Source organism: Pseudomonas sp. Gutcm_11s, assembly GCF_028649395.1.
GTDB lineage: Bacteria > Pseudomonadota > Gammaproteobacteria > Pseudomonadales > Pseudomonadaceae > Aquipseudomonas.
Map to the genome: position 1 here is coordinate 390,766 of NZ_JAQSUW010000010.1, position 20,007 is coordinate 410,772.

At 66.2% G+C, this 20,007-nt stretch carries 17 protein-coding genes and 1 riboswitch; of the genes, 3 read left to right on the forward strand and 14 right to left on the reverse strand.

Translation table 11 applies throughout. The features are described 5' to 3' along the window. The 4 genes from PTT45_RS06570 to PTT45_RS06585 form a co-directional block, all read right to left on the reverse strand. Entirely contained in the window at positions 1 to 1,026 is a 1,026-nt protein-coding gene (locus PTT45_RS06570; RefSeq protein ID WP_273812207.1) for a fatty acid desaturase family protein, read from the reverse strand. Positions 1,027 to 1,073: 47 nt separating this feature from the next. Then, positions 1,074 to 2,081 (reverse strand): ABC transporter substrate-binding protein, encoded by a 1,008-nt coding sequence (locus PTT45_RS06575; protein WP_273812208.1) that lies wholly within the window; start codon positions 2,079 to 2,081, stop codon positions 1,074 to 1,076. Positions 2,082 to 2,127: 46 nt separating this feature from the next. After that, positions 2,128 to 2,232, reverse strand: a riboswitch (guanidine-I (ykkC/yxkD leader). 225 nt (positions 2,233 to 2,457) lie between these two features. Beyond that, the gene (locus PTT45_RS06580; protein WP_273812209.1) at positions 2,458 to 4,257 is read right to left on the reverse strand and encodes a sensor domain-containing diguanylate cyclase; all 1,800 of its coding nucleotides are present in this window, start codon (positions 4,255 to 4,257) and stop codon (positions 2,458 to 2,460) included. A 94-nt stretch (positions 4,258 to 4,351) separates the two neighbouring features. Beyond that, positions 4,352 to 5,248: a peptidoglycan DD-metalloendopeptidase family protein gene (locus tag PTT45_RS06585; protein WP_273812210.1), complete on the reverse strand. Its 897-nt coding sequence runs from the start codon at positions 5,246 to 5,248 to the stop codon at positions 4,352 to 4,354. A 242-nt stretch (positions 5,249 to 5,490) separates the two neighbouring features. Here PTT45_RS06585 and PTT45_RS06590 point away from each other — a divergent pair, with 242 nt between their 5' ends. Beyond that, positions 5,491 to 6,984, forward strand: coding sequence for an acetyl-CoA hydrolase/transferase family protein (locus tag PTT45_RS06590; protein ID WP_273812211.1), 1,494 nt, complete (start codon positions 5,491 to 5,493; stop codon positions 6,982 to 6,984). 117 nt (positions 6,985 to 7,101) lie between these two features. On the opposite strand, the gene PTT45_RS06595 is transcribed toward PTT45_RS06590, so the two are convergent. The 7 genes from PTT45_RS06595 to PTT45_RS06625 all read right to left on the reverse strand — a co-directional run bounded on the left by PTT45_RS06595 (position 7,102) and on the right by PTT45_RS06625 (position 16,373). Next, entirely contained in the window at positions 7,102 to 8,010 is a 909-nt protein-coding gene (locus PTT45_RS06595; protein WP_273812212.1) for a response regulator, read from the reverse strand. Between the two features lie 96 nt (positions 8,011 to 8,106). Then, positions 8,107 to 8,835, reverse strand: coding sequence for a phosphate signaling complex protein PhoU (gene phoU, locus PTT45_RS06600; protein WP_043307706.1), 729 nt, complete (start codon positions 8,833 to 8,835; stop codon positions 8,107 to 8,109). Positions 8,836 to 8,890: 55 nt separating this feature from the next. Further along, positions 8,891 to 9,724 (reverse strand): phosphate ABC transporter ATP-binding protein PstB, encoded by an 834-nt coding sequence (gene pstB / locus PTT45_RS06605; RefSeq protein ID WP_273812213.1) that lies wholly within the window; start codon positions 9,722 to 9,724, stop codon positions 8,891 to 8,893. Positions 9,725 to 9,786: 62 nt separating this feature from the next. Then, a complete protein-coding gene (gene pstA / locus PTT45_RS06610; RefSeq protein ID WP_443218155.1) occupies positions 9,787 to 11,403 on the reverse strand; it encodes a phosphate ABC transporter permease PstA in 1,617 nt (538 codons plus the stop codon). Between the two features lie 82 nt (positions 11,404 to 11,485). Next, complete coding sequence (locus PTT45_RS06615) at positions 11,486 to 13,765, reverse strand: ABC transporter permease subunit (protein WP_273812215.1); 2,280 nt, start codon at positions 13,763 to 13,765, stop codon at positions 11,486 to 11,488. Between the two features lie 178 nt (positions 13,766 to 13,943). Next, a complete protein-coding gene (locus tag PTT45_RS06620) occupies positions 13,944 to 14,909 on the reverse strand; it encodes a PstS family phosphate ABC transporter substrate-binding protein (protein WP_043307711.1) in 966 nt (321 codons plus the stop codon). Between the two features lie 153 nt (positions 14,910 to 15,062). After that, on the reverse strand, positions 15,063 to 16,373 hold the full coding sequence (locus PTT45_RS06625) for an MFS transporter (protein WP_273812216.1): 1,311 nt from the start codon (positions 16,371 to 16,373) through the stop codon (positions 15,063 to 15,065). A 201-nt stretch (positions 16,374 to 16,574) separates the two neighbouring features. Here PTT45_RS06625 and PTT45_RS06630 point away from each other — a divergent pair, with 201 nt between their 5' ends. Beyond that, positions 16,575 to 16,979 (forward strand): acyl-CoA thioesterase, encoded by a 405-nt coding sequence (locus tag PTT45_RS06630; RefSeq protein ID WP_021702135.1) that lies wholly within the window; start codon positions 16,575 to 16,577, stop codon positions 16,977 to 16,979. 111 nt (positions 16,980 to 17,090) lie between these two features. Further along, positions 17,091 to 17,990, forward strand: coding sequence for a D-hexose-6-phosphate mutarotase (locus PTT45_RS06635; protein ID WP_273812217.1), 900 nt, complete (start codon positions 17,091 to 17,093; stop codon positions 17,988 to 17,990). Positions 17,991 to 17,997: 7 nt separating this feature from the next. Here PTT45_RS06635 and PTT45_RS06640 read toward each other — a convergent pair whose 3' ends face one another. From PTT45_RS06640 to PTT45_RS06650, 3 genes are all read right to left on the reverse strand, one after another. Further along, positions 17,998 to 18,528, reverse strand: coding sequence for a DUF3299 domain-containing protein (locus tag PTT45_RS06640; RefSeq protein ID WP_043309668.1), 531 nt, complete (start codon positions 18,526 to 18,528; stop codon positions 17,998 to 18,000). 59 nt (positions 18,529 to 18,587) lie between these two features. Then, positions 18,588 to 18,833: a GlsB/YeaQ/YmgE family stress response membrane protein gene (locus PTT45_RS06645; RefSeq protein ID WP_273812220.1), complete on the reverse strand. Its 246-nt coding sequence runs from the start codon at positions 18,831 to 18,833 to the stop codon at positions 18,588 to 18,590. Positions 18,834 to 18,916: 83 nt separating this feature from the next. Then, positions 18,917 to 19,999 (reverse strand): 5-(carboxyamino)imidazole ribonucleotide synthase, encoded by a 1,083-nt coding sequence (locus tag PTT45_RS06650; RefSeq protein WP_273812221.1) that lies wholly within the window; start codon positions 19,997 to 19,999, stop codon positions 18,917 to 18,919. Positions 20,000 to 20,007: the final 8 nt, after the last annotated feature.

Here is a 20,007-nt window from a genome sequence, read left to right on the forward strand (position 1 = left end):
TCACACCGCCGTCAGGAAGGACACGCCCACCGCCCCGTAGAAGCCATCGGCGCGCTGCGCGCCGCTCGCCTCGACCGCGCCGTAGTCGTCATCGATGACGCGGCGCAGACGGTGCTGGTGGAAGCTCTTGAACAGCAGGTGCATCGGCAGCACCTGGCCGTAGGCGTCGCCGTACAGCTCGTGGTGCAGCTTGCGCAGGCGGTACCAGGGCGCCACCGGCTTCTCGTGGTGGGCGTTGTGGTAGGCGAAGTTGAGCAGCAGCAGGTCGAGCACCGGCCAGCGCACCGAGACCACGTTGCTGAAGGTGTTCATCTGCTCGTAGGGGCGGTCGCGCACCTTGTCGTCGGGGATCTTGCCGCCGTCTTCGAGCACCGCGAAGGCGTCGTAGGTGTGCTGATAGGCGTCGGTGAAGCGCAGCACGGTGAGCATGATCGACCAGGCCACGAAGTAGAGGATCGCCGCCTTCAGCGACACCGCGGCGAACAGGCCGAACAGCACGCAGCGCAGCAGCAGGGTCAGCGCCACCTTGCGCCGGTTGGCGCGGTGCTTCTCGTTGCGGGTGATGAAGGGCAGCACGATCACGTACCAGTGCATGATCAGCTCCACCGCCGGCACGTAGGCCCACTCGGCGGCCAGCACCAGCTTGCGCAGCCATCCCGGGCACTGCTGGTTGAGGAACAGCTTGGTGTCGAAGGTGATCACGTCGGCGCGGTCGACGTGGTGGCGCATGTGTTTCTTGCGCAGGTCCTGGAAGCCGGCGTAGCAGCTGCCGCAGATCCAGCTGGCGACTTCGCCGGCCCACTCGTTGTGCTTGGGCTTGGCGAAGATGGTGCCGTGGGCGAATTCGTGGATCAGGTAGGCGCTGACGATCATCGCGTGGCCGAGCAGCAGGGTGCCGGCGGCGTTGAGCAGCCAGCCATCGGCCAGCAGCAGGCCGATGCCGAGCGCGTAGCCGCCGAGGGCGTAGGCGATGGCCAGGCTGTTGGGCAGGCGGCCATCGGCGTAACGATAGAGCTGGGTAGACATGGGAGTCCTCCGCAGGCGGCGGCGCCAGGCGCCGCCGACACTGGTGGTTACTTGGCCAGGGCCTCGACGAACTGGGCGTCGAAGGTGCTGGCGAAGTCCGGGATGACGGGGATCTGGCCGTTGTCCTTGAGCAGCTTGGCGATCACCGCGCCGCTGCCGTAGAACGAGCTGGTGGCCTCGGACTGCTCGAAGTTCTTGCTCATCTCGGCCAGCGGGATGTTGTACACGCCGCTCATCTGCTCCTTGGCTTCCTCGGCGGTGACGCCGAGTACCTTGCCGATGATCGCGGCGGCCTCGTCCGGGTGGCTCTGCATGTAGGCCAGGCCGTCCAGGTAGCCCTGCATCAGCGCCTTGATCGCCGCCGGGCGCTTGGCGATGACCTTGGCGTCGAACACCAGTACGTCGGTGATCAGGCCCGGGGCGTCCTTGGAGGAGTACACGACGTGGAACTTGTCACCGGGCATGCCGAGGATCTGCGACACGTTGGGCTCGTAGGTCACGCCCACCGGCAGACTGCCGCTGGCCATGGCGCCGGGAATGCCCTCGGGGGTCATGTTCACCGGGCTGATGTCCTTCTCCGACAGGCCGTTGCTCTTCAGCGCATAGGCCAGCAGGAAGTCGGACGGCGACAGCGGGTTGAAGCCGACCTTCTTGCCCTTGAAGTCGGCCACCGAGGCGATCGACTTGTCAGCGACGATGGCATCACCGCCGTTGGAGAAGTCGATGGGCATCACCACCTTGTGCGCCAGGCCCTTGGCCACGCCGCCGACCACCTGATCGTAGGTCAGCATGCCACCGTCGAGAGCGCTGCCAAGCATGGCCGAGGGAATCAGCGCCGGGTCGTTGAAGAACTGCAGTTCGACCTTGAGGTCGTGCGCCTTGTACAGGTCGAGGGCATCGGCGACGTAGAACGGCGCATAACCGGCCCAGACCACGGTACCGATCTTCATCTGTTCGACGGCTTGGGCGGAGAACGGCAGGACCGCGGCGAAGGTGGCGAAACAGGCACCGAACAGGGTCTTGCGCAGCGAACGCGGGGACAGCGAAAGGCTCATGGCATTGCTCCTACACGTTTGGAATTCAGGCACGGGATGACGTCACGTCTCCCGGGCTTTTCTCCCGCCGTGTAGCCCTGATCCTTAGGGCCGGAAAACTCTCGGACCAGCCATCCACTGTCTGTGGACCGGAACCCTAGTTCGCCTCTGGTGCAACTCCAATGTGCCAAGCGTCATGAGCGCCAGCCGACTGCTGCCGGCGCGGGTGACTCATCCCGTTCGAGGGTGATTTTGCAAGTCCGGTGCCAGGCCGCCGCGAGCGATCAGAAAATCGCCGGCTTTCAGTGACTTGCGGGTTCTGCCATGGCTCAGCAGCGGGCTCTGCAGCGGGCCTGTGCCGCGCGCAGGCGCACCACGGGCTGGCAGGCGCCTGCTTTCAGTGCGCGCCGCCGACTCGGTTGCGCCCGGCCTGTTTCGCCGCGTACAGCGCGGCATCCGCCTCGGCCACCAGCGGTTCGACGGCGTAGCCGCCCGCCGCGCCATGGGCCAGGCCGACGCTGACCGTGAGCGCGACCGATTCGCCCTGGTGCTCCAGGCGCAGCGCCTCGACGTTGGCGCGGATGCTCTCGGCGATGCGCTCGGCGGCCGGTCGCGCGCAGCCACGCAGCAGCACGATGAACTCCTCGCCGCCGTAGCGCGCGGCCAGGTCGCCACTACGCCGTACCTGCTGGCGCAGCACCTCGCCGACGGCGGCGATGCAGCGGTCGCCGAAGGGGTGGCCGTAGCTGTCGTTGATGCGCTTGAAGTGGTCGATGTCGAGCATCAGCACCGCCAGCTCGTCGCTGCCCAGCAGCGGCAGCTGCTCGTCGACCTGGCGCCGGTTGGGCAGGCGGGTCAGCGCATCGGTGTAGCTGAGCCGAGTCAGCTCGCCGTTGGCGCGCTCCAGCTCGTGGCGCGCCTGCTCCAGCTCCTGGGTGCGTTCCTGCACGCGGCGGTCGAGCTCCTCGTTGACCCCGCGCTGCGCCGCCAGGCTCAGCTCACGTTCCGTCAGCAACGCGTCTTGGGCCTGAATGCGCGCCGCCCGCTCGCGGTTGATGCGGTCGGCCAGGGCGATCGACAGCAGGATGAATTCGACGAAGAAGCCGAAGGTCTGGCTGCGCAGGGTGAACTGGTTGATCGGCAGCGCGCCCTGCAGCGCCGCCACGTGCACCGCGGTGCAGACGATCAGCAGCGCCCAGGCCAAGGCGAACAGCGGCGCCGAGGGGTTGCCACGGCGCCACAGGCTGAGCGCGGTGACCAGCGCCAGCACGCAGCTGAACAGCGCCACCGCCGGCGTGCCCAGGAGTACCAGCCATTGCGGGTGGAGGAACAGCAGGGCAATCGCCAGCAGCCAGTAGCCGAGCAGCAGATTGTTGGCCCACAGCACCCAGCCACCGTAGCGCGGGATGCGCAGGAACACGCGGGCGAACATGGTCGCCGCGAGGAAGCTCCACAGCGCCGAGCCGGCGTAGATCAGCCCCGCCGGGCGGCCCAGCTCCGGCCACAGGAGCAGCACGCCGAAACCGCTCAGGCTGAGTTCGTAGATCACCACGCCGAGCAGGTACAGGCTGTACCACAGGTAGCTGGGGTGGCGGGTGAACAGGTACAGGCTGGAGTTGTACAGCAGCACCGCCAGCATGGCGCCGAAGAACAGTCCCAGCAGCAGGCGCTGGTCCATCTCCTGGGCCTGGTAGGCCTCGGCCGTGAGCACCTGCATCGGCGCCACCACCGACTCCTTGCTGTGCAGGCGCAGGTACACCCAGCGCTGCTCGCCGGGCTCGATCTGCAGCGGGAACAGCGGTTGCCGGCCTGGCTCGGCCCAGGCGCTCAGTCGCAGGTGGTCGCCGGCCAGCAGCAGCGGGCCCCAGTGGTCGGTGGCGGGGTCGTACAGGCGCAGTTCGACGCGGTCGAGGATCGGCCACTCGACCAGCAGGCGCCAGTCGTCACGCGCGGAGGTGTTGTGCAGGGCCAGGCGTACCCACACCGGATGCGCCTGGTAGCCCAGGCTCAGCGAGCGGCCGCCGAGTGCGCGCCAGCCCTCGGCGCGGGCGGCTGCAGGGTAATCCAGCTCCTGCTCCGACAGCAGGTACTCCAGCCACGGCGCAGGGCGCACCACCGGATGATCATCAGCGAGTTGCAGCGGGCTGGCCGAGGCCAGCGTTGTCAGCAGGCAGAACAGCAGGATGAATGAACGCACGGGCAGGTCGATCCCTCAACTCGACGCCACACAGGAGGACGACAGGCGCCAGTCCGTCCAGCATTGCCGCTAAACGGGCAATGCGCCAGTACGACTATTCGCCACCCAGGGCGAAGTTGGGCAGGCTGTCGACCGGTTGGGCGAAGTTGAAGGGGATGGATTCCAGGGCCAGGCCGACGTTGCGCTGCACCACGAAATGCAGGTGCGGGCCGGTGCTGTTGCCGGTGTTGCCGGAGCGGGCGATCTGCCGGCCGGCCTCGATGTGCTCGCCCTCACGCACCGCCACCGAGCCGCGCATCAGGTGCAGGTAGACGCCCATGGTGCCGTCGTCGTGCAGGATGCGCACATAGTTGCCTGACGGGTTGTTGCCGCGCCCGCTCTGGTGGTTCTCGGTCTTCACCACCACGCCGCTGCGCGAGGCAACGATGGCCGTGCCCTCGGGCATGGCGATGTCCATGGCGTAGCGACCCTTGCGCGTGAAGTGGCTGTACTGGCCGTTGGCGCCCTGGGTCAGCTTGAACGGCCCGCCCAGCCATGGCAGCGGGTAGCGGAACAGCAGCGGCTGCAGGCGCGGGTCACCCATGGCGTAGCGCAGCTTGGGCTTGTAGCGCATGGGCTGGGCCGGATCGAGCGGCGCCAGGGTGGTCAGGCGGATGTGGCTGCGCGGCGGCAGCACCCAGCGGATCGGGCCGTCCGGCGCGCCGGAGACATTGACCAGGCGATCCAGGCTCAACTCGATCTCCACCGGCGCATACAGGTCGTTGCGCAGCACCAGGGTCTCGCCGGCGTCGTGCTTCTTGGTTTCCAGCTTCACCAGGTTGTCGAGCTTCTCCACCATGCGGTCGCGGAACACGAACACCTGGGCACCGGGCACGGCCTTGTCGCTATAGGTCACCGTGCCGTGCTTGTCGACATACTTGTAGATGGTCAGCGCACTGGCCTGGCTCGCGGCCAGCAGCAGTGCGCAGAGAATGAATGAACGCCCTAGCATAACTTCGCGGATTTATTGGTTATTGGTATCCGGGACGAGCAAGACTAGCAGCGCCGCCTACGCCCCGCGAGCACTGGCGGCGCGGGCTGTGCGGCAATCGGCAGGGTGATGCGGGGAAAATCCGCGATATCCGACGAAAGGCTCGGCGTAGAGCGCTCAATCCGACCTTGGTCGAACTGGCGCAGGCCGGCGTGGCGCCTAGACTGCCGGCCTTCGCACTTTCTGCCTGCCGAGGTTCCGCCATGTATTCCGACCGCATCCGCCTGCCTGCCCTGCTGGACAAGCTGATGAGCGCGGCCGATGCCGCCGCCCTGATCGAGGACGGCATGACCGTCGGCATGAGCGGCTTCACCCGCGCCGGCGAGGCCAAGGCCGTGCCTCGCGCCCTGGCCGAGCGGGCCAAGGCTACGCCGCTGCAGATCAGCCTGATGACTGGTGCCAGCCTGGGCAACGACCTCGACAAGCAGCTCACCGAGGCCGGCGTGCTGGCCCGGCGCATGCCGTTCCAGGTCGACAGCACCCTGCGCAAGGCGATCAACGATGGCAGCGTGATGTTCATCGACCAGCACCTGTCCGACACCGTCGAGCAGATCCGCAACCTGCAGCTGAAGAAGCCGGACATCGCGGTGATCGAGGCGGTCGCCATCACCGAGGACGGCCACATCGTGCCGACCACCTCGGTGGGCAACTCGGCCAGCTTCGCGATCTTCGCCGACAAGGTGATCGTCGAGATCAACCTGGCGCACAACCCGAATCTGGAAGGCCTGCACGACATCTACATCCCGACCTACCGGCCGACGCGCACGCCGATCCCGCTGGTGAGCGCCGAGCAGCGCATCGGCAGCGGCGCCATCCCGATCCCGCCGGAGAAGATCGTCGCCATCGTCATCACCGAACAGGCCGACTCCTATTCCACTGTCACCCCGCCGGACGCCGACACCCAGGCCATCGCCGACCATCTGATCGCCTTCTTCGGCCGCGAGGTCGATGCCGGGCGCCTGCCGTCCAACCTCGGTCCGCTGCAGGCCGGCATCGGCAGCATCGCCAACGCGGTGATGTGCGGCCTGCTGGAGTCGCCGTTCGAGGATCTGGTGATGTATTCCGAGGTCCTGCAGGACTCCACCTTCGAGCTGATCGACGCCGGCAAGATGCGCTTCGCCTCGGGCTGCTCGATCACCCTGTCCGAGCGCTGCAACGCGCGGGTGTTCGGCAACCTGGAGCAGTACAAGGACAAGCTGGTGCTGCGCCCGCAGGAAATCTCCAACCACCCGGAGATCGTCCGCCGTCTTGGCATCATCGGCATCAACACCGCGCTGGAGTTCGACCTGTACGGCAACGTCAACTCGACCCACGTCGGCGGCACCCGGATGATGAACGGCATCGGCGGCTCGGGCGACTTCGCCCGCAACGCGCACCTGGCGATCTTCGTCACCAAGTCCATCGCCAAGGGCGGCGCGATTTCCAGCGTGGTGCCGATGGTCAGCCACGTCGACCACAGCGAGCATGACGTCGACATCCTGGTCACCGAGCAGGGCCTGGCTGACCTGCGTGGCCTGGCGCCGCGCGAACGCGCCCGGGCGATCATCGACAACTGCGTGCACCCGGACTTCCGCGGCCCGCTCAACGACTACTTCGAGCGCGCCTGCGCCAAGGGCGGCCACACCCCGCACCTGCTGCGCGAGGCGCTGCAGTGGCACATCAACCTGGAAGAGTGCGGACGCATGCTGGCCGGCTGATTTCGGGCCATGGCCCGAATGACGAAGCCGCTCCCGCCACGATCGGGAGCGGCTTTTTTATTGGCTCGGTGACAATGGCCGGATGGCTCCGGCCACGGGAAAGGCTCAGGCGCCCGACTACGCGCCCGGAACGAAGTGCTTCTGCGCGGTGCCGCGGGCGATCAGGCGCGACAGGTAGTCGAGCTTCTGCGGATCCTTGTCGACGAACTTGAAGGTCAGCTGCAGCCACTCGCTGTCCGGCTTGGGTTCCAGCGCCGCCACCGAGTGCAGGTAGCCGTTGAGGCGCGCGGTCTCGGCGGCCTCGCCCTGCTCCAGGTCGAGCACAGCGCTTTCCAGCACCTGCGGCAACAGCTCGGCGCGTTTGACCACCAACAGCGCCTCCTTGAGGCTCAGCGCCTTGATCACGCAGGCCATGCTGCCGCCGGGCAGGCGCAGCTGACCCTGGCCGCGACCGGCGGGTGCGGCAGCAGCCTTGGCTGCGGGTTCAGGTTTGGCGAATGCCGCAGCAGCGGCAGGAGCAGCAGCCTTGGCGGCCGGTTTGACCACCTCGGCCTTGCCGCCAGTGAGGGCGGCCAGCGAGTCGTTGGCGAAGGCGCCGCTGCTGAGCATCTTCGGCGGCGCCGAGGCGGCCAGGGCCTGCAGCTTGCCGGCACGGTGCAGGGCTTTCTTGACCTTGGTGATCAGCTGTTCGTTGGAGAAGGGCTTGCCGATGTAGTCGGTGACGCCGGCCTGGATGGCCTGCACCACGTTCTCCTTGTCACCACGGCTGGTAACCATGACGAACGGCGTGGTCTTCAGGGTTTCCTGCTCGCGGCACCAGGTGAGCAGCTCGAGGCCGGACATCTCCGGCATCTCCCAGTCGCAGAGGATCAGGTCAACGGGTTGGCGGGCGAGCATCTGCTGGGCCTTGCGCCCGTTGACCGCCTCCTCGATCTGGATGCCGGGGAAGTGGTCGCGCAGACCCTTCTTCACCAGATCACGGATAAAGGTGGCGTCGTCCACCACCAGCACACTGACTTTGCTCATCGACCACTCCCTACAACGATGTCGACAAGCATAGCCGGGGATACTGGCCCATGGCCAACGGATGCACCCGACGCAGCCGGGGCATCCGTCACAGGCTTACTCGGTCTTGCCGGCCTGCACTTCTTCCTGCATGCGCGCCAGGCCCATGTGGCGCACATCGGTGCCGCGCACCAGGTAGATGACCAGTTCGGCGATGTTGCGCGCGTGGTCACCAATGCGCTCCAGCGAACGCAGGACCCAGATGATCGACAGCACGCGGGTGATCGAGCGCGGGTCTTCCATCATGAAGGTGACCAGCTCGCGCAGGGCGGTCTTGTACTCGCGGTCGATGGTCTTGTCGTACTGCGCCACCGACAGGGCCAGCTCGGCGTCGAAGCGGGCGAAGGCGTCCAGCGACTCCTGCACCATCTTGCGCACCTGGTCGCCGATGTGACGCACCTCGACGTAGCCGCGCGGGGCCTCGCCGCTCTCGCACAGCTCGATGGCGCGCTTGGCGATCTTCGAGGCCTCGTCACCGATGCGCTCGAGGTCGATCACCGACTTGGAGATGCTGATGATCAGGCGCAGGTCGGAAGCGGCCGGCTGGCGACGGGCGAGAATGCGCAGGCATTCCTCGTCGATGTTGGTTTCCATCTGGTTGATCTGGTCGTCGATCTCGCGCACCTGCTGGGCCAGGCCGGAGTCGGCCTCGATCAGCGCGGTGACCGCGTCGTTGACCTGCTTCTCGACCAGGCCGCCCATCGCCAGGAGGTGGCTACGCACTTCCTCCAGCTCGGCGTTGAACTGCTGAGAGATGTGATGGGTGAGGCTGTCTTTGTTGATCATCGCGGAATCCTATGCAAACCGGTTTCGAGTTGGTTTTTGTTAGACCACCACACCACTAGCCGTAACGGCCGGTGATGTAGTCCTCGGTTTGCTTCTTGGCCGGGTTGGTGAACAGGGTATCGGTGTCGCCGAACTCGATCAGTTTGCCCATGTACATGAACGCGGTGTAGTCGGAGACGCGCGCCGCCTGCTGCATGTTGTGGGTGACGATGACGATGGTGTACTTGCTCTTCAGCTCGTAGATCAGCTCTTCGACCTTGAGGGTCGAGATCGGGTCGAGTGCCGAGCAGGGTTCGTCGAGCAGCAGCACTTCCGGCTGCACCGCCACGGTACGGGCGATCACCAGACGCTGCTGCTGGCCACCGGAGAGGCCGAGGGCGGAGTCGTGCAGACGGTCCTTGACCTCGTCCCACAGGGCGGCGCTCTTCAGGGCCCACTCGACGGTCTCGTCGAGCACGCGCTTCTGGTTCACACCCTGGATGCGCAGGCCGTACACCACGTTCTCGTAGATGCTCTTGGGGAACGGGTTGGGCTTCTGGAACACCATGCCGACGCGGCGACGCAGCTCGGCGACGTCCACGCCCTTCTTGTAGATGTCGTGGCCGTCGAGGCGGATCTCGCCCTGTACGCGGCAGCCGTCGACCAGATCGTTCATCCGGTTGAAGGTACGCAGCAGGGTCGACTTGCCGCAGCCGGACGGGCCGATGAAGGCGGTCACGCGCTGCTTCGGAATGTTCATGCTGACATCGAACAGTGCCTGCTTCTCGCCGTAGAACAGGCTGAGGCCAGGCACTTCCAGGGCGACGGTTTCTTCCGCCAGGTTGAGGCCCTGCTTTTGGCGGCCGAGGGCGGCCATGTCGATACCGTGGGTGTGTACTTCGTGCTGCATGGGAGGCTCCCTACGCTAACAATTCGTTCAGGTCGCCCGGCCAGGCCAGGCGACGCCATTGATCAATGATCCAGCGCCTTGTACTTCTCGCGCAGGTGGTTACGGATGAATACGGCGCTCAGGTTGAGCAGGGCGATCACCAGCACCAGCAGCAACGCGGTGGCGTACACCAGCGGGCGGGCGGCCTCGACGTTGGGGCTCTGGAAGCCGACGTCGTAGATGTGGAAGCCCAGGTGCATGATCTTCTGGTCCAGGTGCAGGTACGGGTAGTTACCGTCGACCGGCAGGCTCGGTGCCAGCTTGACCACGCCAACCAGCATCAGCGGTGCCACTTCGCCAGCGGCGCGGGCCACGGCGAGGATCATGCCGGTCATCATGGCCGGGCTGGCCATCGGCAGCACCACCTTCCACAGGGTCTCGGCCTTGGTCGCGCCGAGCGCCAGGGAACCTTCGCGCAGGGCCCGCGGGATACGCGCCAGGCCTTCCTCGGTGGCGACGATCACCACCGGCACGGCGAGGATCGCCAGGGTCAGCGAGGCCCACATCAGGCCCGGGGTGCCGAAGGTCGGCGCCGGTGCGGCCTCCGGGAAGAACAGGCGGTCGATCGAGCCACCCAGCACGTAGACGAAGAAGCCCAGGCCGAACACGCCGTAGACGATGGCCGGCACACCGGCCAGGTTGTTCACGGCGATGCGGATGATCCGGGTCAAGGCGCCCTGCTTGGCGTACTCGCGCAGGTAGATGGCTGCCAGCACACCGAACGGGGTGACGATCACGGCCATGATCAGGGTCATCATCACGGTGCCGAAGATGGCCGGGAAGATGCCGCCCTCGGTATTGGCCTCACGCGGCTCGTCGCTGAGGAATTCCCACAGCTTGGCGAAGTAGAAGCCGATCTTGCTACCGGTGCCCATGGCGTTGGGCTGGTAGGCACGCACCACCTTGCTCAGGGCGATCTCCTGCTCGCGGCCGTCGACGGTCTTCACCGTCACGCTGTCGCGGGCCAGCTCGTTGTGCAGGGCGATCAGCTTGCCTTCGAGCACCTTGTACTGGGCATCCAGCTCGGCGCGCTGGGCGTCGAGGTCGGCCTGGGCGGCGGCGCTCAGCTGGTCCTTGAGTTCCAGCTTGCGGCCTTCCAGGCGCAGCTGCTCGAGGCCGTGGTTGATGTGGCCGATGTCGCTTTTTTCCAGGCGCACCTGCTGCGCATGCAGCTCGTCGACGCGGGTGATGCGGCTCTGCAGCTCGTTCCAGGCGGCATCGCCCTCGGCAACGACCTGACCACCCTGTTTGACGTTGAGCAGGTAGCCATAGAAGTTGCCCCACTCGCGGCGCTCCATGACCATCAGGCTCTCGGGAGTGCGCGGCTCGCTCAGCCACTCGGCTACCACCCAGCTGAAGTCGGCGCCGTAGACCTCACGGTTGCCGACCTTGAACAGCTCACGGGTGAGGAACTCGCCACCGCTGATATCCACCGGCAGGCCGGCAGCGGCCAGACGGGCACGCGGGACTTGTTCTTCCTGCACCAGCTCGCCGGCCATCACGCGGGCAGCTTCGCCCGGCACCTGGTACTTGGCCTCGATCACGTCGGCCGGCCAGAAGTGGCCGAGACCGCGTACGGCGATCACGGCGAGCAGGCCGATGGTCATGATCACAGCAATGGACACGCCACTGGCGGTCATCCACACCCAGGGCGAGCCACTCTTGAACCAGGATTTGAAGTTTTGCTCTTTGGTTTTCACGGACGTCTACCTTTCCCAGTTCTCAGAGCGACGCGTATTTCTTGCGCAGGCGAGTACGGATCAATTCCGCCAGCGTGTTCATCACGAAGGTGAAGCCCAGCAGCACCAGCGCGGAGAGGAACAGCACGCGGTAGTGGGTACTGCCCACCTCGGACTCCGGCATCTCCACCGCCACGTTGGCGGCAAGCGTGCGCAGACCCTGGAAGATGTTCATGTCCATGATCGGCGTGTTGCCGGTGGCCATCAGCACGATCATGGTCTCGCCGACGGCGCGGCCGAGGCCGATCATCAGCGCCGAGAAGATGCCCGGGCTGGCGGTGAGGATCACCACGCGGGTCAGGGTCTGCCAGGGCGTGGCACCCAGGGCCAGGGAGCCGAAGGTCAGGCTCTTCGGCACGCTGAACACGGCGTCTTCGGCGATCGAGTAGATGTTCGGGATCACCGCGAAGCCCATGGCCAGGCCGACCACCAGGGCGTTGCGCTGGTCGAAGGTGATTCCCAGGTCGTTGCTGATCCACAGGCGCATGTCGCCGCCGAAGAACCAGTTCTCCAGGTGGCCGCTCATGCCCAGCGAACCGGCACCGATCAGCAGGATCACCGGGATCAGCAGAGCCGCTTCCCAGCCGTCCGGAATCACCAGGCGGATGCGCTCCGGCAGGCGGCTCCAGGCGTAGGCGGCGAGCAACACGCCGACCGGCATGAGCAGCAGCAGGCTGAAGATGCCCGGCAGGTGGCCTTCGACGTAGGGCGCCAGGAACAGACCGGCGAAGAAGCCGAGGATCACCGTCGGCAGGGCCTCCATCAGTTCGATCACCGGCTTGACCTTGCGGCGCATGCTCGGGGCCATGAAGTAGGCGGTGTAGATGGCCGCGCAGATGGCCAGCGGAGCGGCCAGCAGCATGGCGTAGAAGGCGGCCTTGAGGGTACCGAAGGTCAGCGGCGCCAGGCTCATCTTGGGCTCGAAGTCGGTGTTGGCCGAGGTCGACTGCCAGACGTACTTAGGCTCGTCATAGCTCTCGTACCAGACTTTGCCCCACAGCGCGCTCCAGGATATCTCCGGGTGCGGGTTGTCGATGACGAAGCGCTGCAGGCCGTTCTTCGACTCGACCAGCACGCGGTTGGCGCGCGGCGACAGGGCGCCCACGGTGGCGCCATCGGCGACCTTCTCGGTCAGCAGAGTACGGTGTGCGGTGCTGTGGAAGATGCCCAGGTGGCCTTCGGCGTCCAGCGCCAGGAAGCCCTTGCGGCGCTCTTCCGGAAGAATCTGGGTGATCGCCGCATCGTTCAGCTGGAAGCCGCGGATGTGGGTCAGTGCGGCCTTGCCGTCGGCGTCACGCACCATGAACCACTGGCCGATGCCGCCCTTGCTGTCGCCGACCATCAGCGAGATGCCGCCGAGCAGCGGGTTGACCGTGGTCACTTCGGCTTCGCCCTGCAGCAGCTTGTAGCGGCCGTTGAGCGACTTGTTGCGCAGGTCGAAGACGTCGGCGGTGGCCTTGCCGTTGATCACGAACAGCCACTGCTGGCGCGGGTCGATGATCATCGCCTTGATCGGCTCGGCGATCTGCGGCAGGTCGATGCGGGTCTCGTCGAGGCTGACCTCGCCGGTCATCAGGTTCTCTTCACGGCTGATGTTCAGCAGCTGCAGCTCGGCACCGGTGGAGGCGCTGAGCATCAGGCTGTCGCCGTTCTCGCTGATTGCCACGTGCTCCAGGGCACGGCCCTGCGCATCGAGGGTGATCGGCGCCTCGCCGAAGGGGTATTCCAGCTGCGGCGTGATGGTCTTGACGTTGTTCGGGTAGCTCACCTTGTAGACATGCTCGAACACCAGCGCCTGGCCGTTGGACAGGCCCAGCACCACGCGGTGGCTGCCGGGCTGGTCCTGGCTCACCGAGGCGATGCTGGCACCAGCCGGCAGGGCCAGCTGGTAGGCGTTCATGGCGATGCCGTCCTTCAGGCCGAAGAACTGCACCTGGCCGCTGCGCGACAGGCGCATGGCGACCTTGTTCTGCTCTTCCACGGAGAGCAGCAGGGCCTCGCCCGAATCGGTCAGCCAGCTCGGTTGTTGCGGCTGGCGGGCTTCCATGTCGGCACCGCCGAACATCGGCGCGACCACATAGGCGAGGTAGAAGAAGATCAGGGTGATACAGGCCAGCACGGCCAGGCCGCCGATGGACACGTACCAACGCGCCATGCGGTCCTTGAGGGCGCGCATGCGCCGCTTGCGTTGCAGGGCTGGGGTATCGAAATCGATCCGATGGCTGTTGGAAGCACTCATGCGGTTATTGGCCAGGTCATTCATGAGGAGTTCTCGGACGGGGCATACACAGCCCGCTCGTTGTGAGGTACGTCAATCTATCCGGCTCGTGTGACAGAAAGATTACAGAGCGGTGACGTGACAACGCCCACGGCTCCGAAGAGTCGCGGGCGTGTCGGATGATGCGCCGGGGATGGGGTCCCGGCGCATCTCGGGGCTGCTATTACAGACCCAGTTCCTGCTTGGTTTTCTCGACCACTTTGGCCGGCAGCGGGATGTAACCATCCTTCACTACCACTTGCTGGCCTTGCTGGGACAGGACGAGTTTGACGAACTCGGCTTCCAGCGGGCTCAGCGGCTTGTTCGGCGCCTTGTTCACGTAGACGTAGAAGAAGCGAGCCAGCGGGTACTTGCCGGACAGGGCGTTGGTTTCGTTGGCTTCCTCGACTTCGCCCTTCTTGTTGACCAGGGGAACGGCGCGCACGCTAGCGGTGCGGTAGCCGATGCCCGAGTAACCGATGGCGTTGACGGTGCTGGAGATCGACTGGACCACGGAAGCCGAACCCGGCTGCTCGTTGACGTTGGCCTTGAAGTCGCCTTTGCACAGGCCTTCTTCCTTGAAGTAGCCGTAGGTGCCGGATACCGAGTTACGACCGAACAGCTGGATCGGCTTGTCGGCCCACTCGCCGCTCAGGCCAACGTCGCCCCAGGTCTTGATGTCGCTACCGCCGCACAGCTTGGTGGCGGAGAAGATGCCGTCGATCTGCTGCATGGTCAGCTGCTTGATCGGGTTGTCCTTGTGCACGAACACGGCCAGGGCGTCGATGGCAACCGGAACGGCGGTCGGCTTGTAGCCGAACTTCTCTTCGAAGGCCTGCAGCTCGTTGTCCTTCATGGCGCGGGACATCGGGCCCAGGTTAGCGGTGCCTTCGGTCAGCGCGGGCGGCGCGGTGGAGGAACCGGCAGCCTGAATCTGGATGTTCACGTTCGGGTACAGCTTCTTGTATTCCTCGGCCCACAGGGTCATGAGGTTGGCCAGGGAATCGGAGCCGACGCTGGACAGGTTGCCCGATACACCAGCGGTCTTCTGATAGCCGGGGATGGACGGGTCGACAGCGGCGAACGCGGATGCAGCGCCTACGCCAGCGGCGGCGAAGGTCAGGGCCGCCATCAAACGCTTGAGTTTCATGCCTTGCTCCTAAGCAGGAATGGGGTTGGATGGAACGGGCCCAAGTATCTGCAGGCCGCATGAAGACTCTATGACTGGATTGTGACAATCAGGTTAAAGCGTGCAAAAAACACGAAGGCCCGCGAACGGGCCTCCGGCTGACGGCTACAAGCCTCAGGCCAGAGCCTCTGCCGCGCCCCGGCGCTGCCACAGCCAGACGCCGAGCAGCATCAGCAGCAGGCACAGCGCGGCGACGTAGATGGCCGGGCCCAGCGGATTCCAGGCCAGCAGCAGGCTGACCAGGATCGGCGTCAGGCCACCGAAGATGGCGTAGGCCAGGTTGTAGGAGAACGACACCCCGGTGAAACGCACCGGTACCGGGAAGGCCTTGACCATGACCATGGGGATGGCGCCGATGGTGCCGACGAACAGCCCGGCCAGGGCATACAGCGGTACCAGCAGCTCCGGATGGCTCTTGATCCCGGTATAGAACGACCAGGAACTGAGCAGCAGCGCCAGGCCGCCGACCAGGAAGGTGCGCCCCGGGCCGAAGCGATCGGCCGCCAGGCCCGCCAGTATGCAGCCGACGCTCAGGCAGACAATGGCCACGCCGTTGGCCAGCAGCGCCTGCGCCGCGGGGAAGCCGTACAGGGTCTGCAGCAGGGTCGGGGTCATCAGGATCACCACCACGATGCCGGCCGACAGCACCCAGGTCAGCAGCATCGACAGCAGCACCGCCGGGCGATGCTCGCGCACCACCGCCTTGAGCGGCAGCTCGGCAGCCAGCGACTGGCGCTCCTGCAGCTCGGCGAACACCGGGGTCTCGTGCAGGTAGCGGCGCAGGTAGACGGAGATCAGGCCGAACACCCCACCAATGATGAAGGGAATCCGCCAGGCGTAGTCGGCCAGCTCTTCAGGGGTGAACACGCGGTTGATCACGCTGGCAGTCAGCGAGCCGAGCAGGATGCCGGTGGTCAGGCCCGCGGTCAGGGTGCTGCAGGCGAAGCCTATGCGCCGCGCCGGCACGTGCTCGGCGACGAACACCCAGGCGCCCGGCACTTCGCCACCGATGGCCGCGCCCTGCAGTACGCGCAGGGCCAGCAGCGCCAACGGCGCCCAGATGCCGATCTGCGCGTAGGTCGGCAGCAGGCCCATGATCAGGGTCGGCACCGCCATCAGGAAGATGCTCAGGGTGAACATGCGTTTGCGCCCGAGCAGGTCGCCGAAGTGGGCCATGACGATGCCGCCCAGCGGCCGCGCCAGGTAGCCGGCGGCGAAGATGCCGAAGGTCTGCAGCAGGCGCAGCCATTCCGGCATCTCGGCGGGGAAGAACAGCTTGCCGACCACCGCGGCGAAGAACACGAAGATGATGAAGTCGTAGAACTCCAGCGCACCGCCCAGGGCGGACAGCGAGAGGGTCTTGTAGTCACCACGATTGAGGGGACGCGCGGCAGGCGCGCCGGCAGCGGAAAGCTCGGCAGGCATGGTTATCTTCTTGGAGGGTGCAAGGCTGGCCGCACCTTAGCAAATCGGCACCGTGACCGCAGCAGCGCCGGAACGTGATGGAACCCCGCAGTCGTACTACGACGGGTCGTTCTTTACCGCGCACCTCTATATACTGCGCACGGCCCGCCCCGCTTGGGCCGCAGCCTGTCAACGACAAGAATCTACCTCGGGCCCTGCAGCATGATCGAACTCGAACAGGAAGACCCCATCCCTCAGGGCGATCTGGCCCTGCAGATCACCGCCCTGCCGCGCGAAACCAACGGTTTCGGCGACATCTACGGCGGCTGGCTGGTCTCGCAGATGGACCTGGCCGGCACCGCCATGGCCAGCAAGGTCGCCGGCGGCCGCGTCGCCACCGTGGCCATCGACCGCATGGCCTTCCTGGTACCGGTAGCCGTGGGCGCGCAGCTGTCCTTCTATACCCAGGCACTGGAGATCGGCCGCAGCTCGATCCAGATGCTGGTCGAGGTGTGGAGCGACGACCCGCTGTCCAGCGAGTGGCGCAAGGTCACCGAGGCGGTGTTCGTCTTCGTCGCCATCGACGGCAGCGGCCGCACCCGCCCGGTACCGCCACGCCGCGGCTGAGCCACAAGCCCCGATCCAGACAACGCCGACCTCGAGTCGGCGTTGTTCATTGGGTTTGGCCTTTTGCGCCGCGCTGCGGTCAAATGTGCCGAGACTTCAGGGAGAACCGACATGAGCCAGGCACAGATCGAACGCATCGAACTCGGCGAACTGACCTGCTGGCGCGTGCGCCTGGGCAAGGCCGAGCTGCTGGTGGCGCAACAAGGCGCCCAGGTGCTCAGCTACCAGCGCGGCGAGCAGCCACCGCTGATCTGGCTCAGCGAGCAGGCCACCTACCAGCGCAACTTCTCGGTACGCGGTGGCGTGCCGCTGTGCTGGCCGTGGTTCGGCGACCTCGGGCGCAACCCGCAGGCGCTGCAGGCGCAGCACGAAAACCTGGCGACCGCGCCCTTCCATGGCGGCGTGCGTGCGCTGGACTGGCAGCTGCTGGGCATCGACAGCGAGGGCGAGGCCGTGCACCTGCAGTTCGCCTTCGACACTCGCCAGCACCCGCTGGCCGGCTGGCCACATCCCGCCAGTGTGCAACTGGATATCCGCTTGGACGAACGCCTGCACCTGGACCTGATGAGCCACAACCTGGGCGAGACTCCACTGGCCCTGAGCCAGGCGCTGCACAGCTACTTCGCGGTCAGCGACATTCGCCAGGTGGCCGTTCAGGGGCTGCACGACTGCCGCTATATCGAGACGCTGGAGGACTGGCAGGAGCGCCGCCAGGACGGCGAGCTGCAGTTTGCCGGCGAGACCGACCGCATCTACCTCGACGTGCCGCCGCAGCTGCGCCTGCACGATTCCGGCTGGCAGCGCGACCTGCTGCTGGAAACCCGCGGCTCGCGCTCGGCGATCCTGTGGAACCCGTGGATCGACAAGGCCCAGCGCCTGTCCAGCTTCGCCGATGACGCCTGGCAGCGCATGCTGTGCATCGAGACGGCCAATGTCTGGGACGACTGCGTGGAGCTGGCCCCCGGGGCCCACCAGCGCCTCGGCCTGAGCCTGTGGAGCGAGGACGCCTGAGGCGTCCTCAGAGGTCGTCTTCCTCGACCAGGCGCACCAGGCTGGCGTCCAGCGCATAGGCGGCATCGGCCAGCTCGTTGTCCACCGCCTCGATGTGCAGGGTGCCGTCGACCCACAGCGGCTCGTAGATATCGTCCAGGGTGATGCCCTTGGGGTAGCGCACCAGCACGATCTGGTTCGGCGGTGGTGGCGGCACGTGGATGCAGGCGCCCGGATAGGGCACCAGGAACAGCAGAGTGGTCTTGCCGGAGGCGTCACTCTCCAGCGGCACCGGGTAACCGCCGAGGCGGATGGTCTTGCCATCCAGGCGCGCCACGGTCTTGTTCGAGTACATCACCGCCGGCAAACCCTGCTCCTGCTTGAGGCCGCCCTGCTGGCCGAAGCTGCCGGCCGCCTCGGGGCTGTCGTGGCTGATCTCCGGCATGGCTTCGAGGGCCTTCTGGTCCTCCTTGGGCATCAGCTCCAGCCAGTCCAGTTCGGCCGGCTCGGCGTGGCTCAGCAGGGGTAGCAGCAACAGGCACAACAGCAGGCGGCGCATGGCGGGTCTCTCGGCGCGGAAAGCGCTAAGACTAACCCGCCCGACGCCGGTTCCCCAGCTCAGCCCTTCTTGATCAGGCTGTAGATCACCAGCAGGATCACCGCGCCGACCACCGCGCCGATGAAGCCGGCAGCCTGCCCCGCCTGGTAGATGCCCAGCGCCTGGCCGCCATAGGTGGCCGCCAGCGAGCCGCCGATGCCGAGCAGGATGGTCATGATCCAGCCCATGCTGTCGTCGCCGGGCTTGAGGAAACGTGCGACCAGACCGACGATCAGGCCGATGAAGATGGTGCCGATGATGCCCATGCCATGCTCCTTTTACGAGGCCAGAAACGAACAAGGCGCGCCGCGAGGCACGCCTTGTTGTGACCGGAGCGAAGCGGCAGGGTTCAACCCTGAATCAGCGCCTCGACCTCGGCGATACGCGCCTTCAGGCTGGCCATGTCCTTGCTGCGCAGGGTGGCGTGGCCGACCTTGCGCCCGGCCTTGAAGGCCTTGCCGTAGTGGTGCAGGTGGCAATCCTCGATGGCCACCACCTTGCTCACTTCCGGCACGCTGCCGAGGAAGTTGAGCATGGCGCTCTCGCCCACCTTGGCGGTGGAGCCCAGCGGCAGGCCGGCGACGGCGCGCAGATGGTTCTCGAACTGGCTGCACTCGGCGCCTTCGATGGTCCAGTGCCCGGAGTTGTGCACGCGCGGGGCGATCTCGTTGGCCTTGAGGCCACCGTCGACTTCGAAGAACTCGAAGGCCAGCACGCCGACGTAGTCGAGCTGCTTGAGCACGCGGCCGACGTAGTCCTCGGCCAGCGCCTGCAGCGGATGCGCGGTGCTGGCGATGGACAGGGCCAGCACGCCACTGTCGTGGCGGTTGTGCACCAGCGGGTAGAAGCGCGTCTCGCCGTCGCGGGCACGCACGGCCACCAGCGACACTTCGCCGGTGAACGGCACGAAGCCTTCGAGGATGCACGGCACGCTGCCCAGCTCGGCGAAGGCGCCGACCACGTCTTCGGCCTTGCGCAGAACCTTCTGGCCCTTGCCGTCGTAGCCCAGGGTGCGGGTCTTCATCACCGCCGGCAGGCCGATGCTGGCCACGGCGGCGTCGAGATCGGCCTGCGACTGGATGTCGGCGAAGGCCGGCGTCGGGATGCCGAGGTCCTTGAACATCGACTTCTCGAACCAGCGGTCGCGGGCAATGCGCAGCGACTCGGCGCTCGGGTAGACCGGCACGAACTGCGAGAGGAAGGCGACGGTCTCGGCCGGCACGCTCTCGAACTCGAAGGTCACCAGGTCAACCTGGTCGGCCAGGCGGCGCAGCTGCTCCTGGTCGTCGTAGTCACCGAGGATATGCTCGCCGAGCGCCTGGGCGCAGGCATCCGCGGCCGGGTCGAGGAAGGAGAAGTGCATGCCCAGCGGGGTGCCCGCCAGGGCCATCATGCGACCCAGCTGGCCGCCACCGATTACGCCGATCTTCATCTATAGGG

Excerpts from the sequence above, each read along its gene's own strand:
- pstA (WP_443218155.1), bottom strand. The coding sequence starts at position 11,403 with ATGACCGCCAGTGGCGTGTCCATTGCTGTGATCATGACCATCGGCCTG.
- PTT45_RS06625 (WP_273812216.1), bottom strand. The coding sequence starts at position 16,373 with ATGCCTGCCGAGCTTTCCGCTGCCGGCGCGCCTGCCGCGCGTCCCCTC.
- PTT45_RS06635 (WP_273812217.1), top strand. The coding sequence starts at position 17,091 with ATGAGCCAGGCACAGATCGAACGCATCGAACTCGGCGAACTGACCTGC.
- PTT45_RS06630 (WP_021702135.1), top strand. The coding sequence starts at position 16,575 with ATGATCGAACTCGAACAGGAAGACCCCATCCCTCAGGGCGATCTGGCC.
- PTT45_RS06615 (WP_273812215.1), bottom strand. The coding sequence starts at position 13,765 with ATGAATGACCTGGCCAATAACCGCATGAGTGCTTCCAACAGCCATCGG.
- PTT45_RS06570 (WP_273812207.1), bottom strand. The coding sequence starts at position 1,026 with ATGTCTACCCAGCTCTATCGTTACGCCGATGGCCGCCTGCCCAACAGC.
- pstB (WP_273812213.1), bottom strand. The coding sequence starts at position 9,724 with ATGCAGCACGAAGTACACACCCACGGTATCGACATGGCCGCCCTCGGC.
- PTT45_RS06590 (WP_273812211.1), top strand. The coding sequence starts at position 5,491 with ATGTATTCCGACCGCATCCGCCTGCCTGCCCTGCTGGACAAGCTGATG.
- PTT45_RS06585 (WP_273812210.1), bottom strand. The coding sequence starts at position 5,248 with ATGCTAGGGCGTTCATTCATTCTCTGCGCACTGCTGCTGGCCGCGAGC.
- phoU (WP_043307706.1), bottom strand. The coding sequence starts at position 8,835 with ATGATCAACAAAGACAGCCTCACCCATCACATCTCTCAGCAGTTCAAC.
- PTT45_RS06645 (WP_273812220.1), bottom strand. The coding sequence starts at position 18,833 with ATGGGCATCATCGGCACCATCTTCATCGGCCTGATCGTCGGTCTGGTC.
- PTT45_RS06575 (WP_273812208.1), bottom strand. The coding sequence starts at position 2,081 with ATGAGCCTTTCGCTGTCCCCGCGTTCGCTGCGCAAGACCCTGTTCGGT.
- PTT45_RS06640 (WP_043309668.1), bottom strand. The coding sequence starts at position 18,528 with ATGCGCCGCCTGCTGTTGTGCCTGTTGCTGCTACCCCTGCTGAGCCAC.
- PTT45_RS06650 (WP_273812221.1), bottom strand. The coding sequence starts at position 19,999 with ATGAAGATCGGCGTAATCGGTGGCGGCCAGCTGGGTCGCATGATGGCC.
- PTT45_RS06620 (WP_043307711.1), bottom strand. The coding sequence starts at position 14,909 with ATGAAACTCAAGCGTTTGATGGCGGCCCTGACCTTCGCCGCCGCTGGC.
- PTT45_RS06595 (WP_273812212.1), bottom strand. The coding sequence starts at position 8,010 with ATGAGCAAAGTCAGTGTGCTGGTGGTGGACGACGCCACCTTTATCCGT.